This is a genomic window from Tenacibaculum sediminilitoris, assembly GCF_964513795.1.
Taxonomy (GTDB): domain Bacteria; phylum Bacteroidota; class Bacteroidia; order Flavobacteriales; family Flavobacteriaceae; genus Polaribacter; species Polaribacter sediminilitoris.
This window is the reverse complement of sequence record NZ_CAZEQR010000043.1, coordinates 1-2,276: the sequence shown is the minus strand read 5'-3', so window position 1 is coordinate 2,276 and position 2,276 is coordinate 1. Positions and strand designations below refer to the sequence as shown.

Genomic DNA, 2,276 nt, shown 5'->3' with positions numbered 1-2,276 from the left:
CCACTTTTGTTATTCCTGTTTCATAAACAGTGTTTCCACTTGAAGTACAATATGAAATGGTTACTGATGGTGTTGTAAAGTTTACAGAAGCACTATAATTTGAGTTTGTTGAAGAACATTTACTACGAACTTGCACTTCGTATTGAGTAGATGCTGATAATCCGCTTAATGATGTTGAAGTTTCTGAAACCGAATTCGTTGTCCATGAAAATGTTCCTACTTGACGGTATCTTACATCATACGTTGCTCCTGAAACTGAACTCCATGATACTACTGCTCCTGTTGATGTTACTCCTGTTGTAGAAACTCCTGTTGGTACGGTTGCTGTACAAGCTACAGGTGTTCCTGTAATACCTGTAACAATTAATGTATATTTTTGACTCCCGCCAGTTAATGTTCCTTTATGAGTTACCGTAATAGTATATGTTCCTGAAGCTCCAGAAACATCTACTCTTTCAAAAGGATCTACGTTATTATCTTGCTTTGCACTAGTTGTTGGCGTAGTCAATTTATACGGTAAATATGTAGTTCCATTCTTTGAAACTCTTAAATCTAAATCATTAACCAATACAGGTGTTGTTGAGTTAACAGTACTATTTGCAGTACCTGGTCTATCTGTCCAAGAAATTGAAGCTAATAAAGGACTAGTTCCATCTGAATCAACTGTAATTGTATATGTTTGACCAGACGTTAACGTCAGTTCTTCTATTTTTGATTCATTCCCTTTTTTCGTAATTGCTTGTGCTGCTCTTTTTGCGTTAAGTAAACCCCAACCAAAAACAGCGTCAGGACCTGAGGCTCCAGCATCATCAGCAGTGTGTAATGCAATTCCTTTTAACGTTGCCGCTCTCATTACGTTACCACTATTTAAGTTTTTATAGTGTTGTTGTAGTAATAATAAAGACCCTGTTACATTTGGAGACGCCATTGATGTTCCAGTAATTGAGTTATATGCTGTATCACTATTCGAATAAGTAGAATATACTCCAGTACCATTTCCAGTAATATCAGGCTTAATTCTAAAATCATCTGTTGGCCCTTCACTACTTGTACTATTAATTGATACTGATACTAAGTTTCCATTTGCATCAATATTTGCGTCTAGAGCATTTGCTACAACTAAATTGTTCTTAGCGGTAGCGTGTCCTGTTAATTTATCCCAACCATAACCACCAGTAGGGTCATTATTTGCTGTATTATCATTACCATCGTTTCCTGCAGCCACTACCATTAAGTAATTCGGTGCATTAAACATAATTTCATCCCAATTGCGAGATTCGTTAATGTATCCTCCAAAAAAATATTGAGGTAATTGAACTTGCCCAGACTGATCATCTCTAAACGGATAACCGTATGAGTGGTTAGAAATCAACATTCCATTAGCTGCTGCTGCTGTAGCTTCAGGTTTATCACTATTCCAATCACTACCTTTTACTTTTGAGTGAGGTGCCATACCTTTAGCATCTGCTTTAACTCCAGATGCCATAATCGTACCTATAACGTGAGCTGCATGGTAGTGTAAAGAAGAACTACCATCAAATACAGAAAAACGATTTGATCCTCCTGCTCCATCATACTCTTGGTGAGATGCCCTTGCAATACCAGCATCCCAAACATATGCAGTCATCCCTTGCCCCATTAAGTTTAAGCCTAGTGAACCTCCAGAATTTAAGTGATTTGTTCTTGTTGACTTAGCTGCATCAACATTAAAGGTGGTATAGTAAATTGGCTTTCCATCTACTACTCTTTGAAGCTCCATAAAACTCCCATCCTTATTTTGGATTTGAGTTTTCCATCCATTTTTTTTTGCTAATACTAGCGCTTCTTGTTTTTCACTTGAAGTTTTGCTTTCCAAATTTTTTCTTAAGACTTCAAGCTTATTTAAATCGTAACCACCACGAATTTTTTCAAGCTCTTGTTGAGTTTGTGCTTGTACCTGTGCTTGGAAACCTAGTCCAATTAGCGCACCAGTAATTACAAGACTTTTAAAATACTTGTTTTTCATTTTTGAAGGCTTTTTAATTGATTAATAAAATTAAAAGCCTGAGAAAATAAGCTCAGGCTTTTTTAATAAGAATTATTTCTTAAATACTTTAGTTGTTAATAGCTTTTGGCCATCATTAACTTCTAAAATATATATACCTGTATGTAGTTTTGAAACATCTATACTTGAAGTGTCTAAACGACCTGACTTCATTACTCTACCAATAGTGTTTACAACTTTATAGGTCATATTATCTGCTTTTGATGCAAACTTAACTTGTATAAAATCTAAT

2 protein-coding genes are annotated in these 2,276 nt (G+C 35.5%); both read right to left on the bottom strand.

Annotated elements, in window-relative coordinates; all coding sequences use genetic code 11:
• A partial coding sequence (locus ACKTSW_RS09650) for a S8 family serine peptidase (RefSeq protein WP_408025054.1) occupies positions 1-2,005 on the bottom strand: 2,005 nt, incomplete at its 3' end.
• A gap of 72 nt (positions 2,006-2,077) precedes the next feature.
• Positions 2,078-2,276, bottom strand: a 199-nt coding sequence (locus ACKTSW_RS09645) for a T9SS type A sorting domain-containing protein (RefSeq protein WP_408025053.1), incomplete at its 5' end; no start/stop codon positions are given.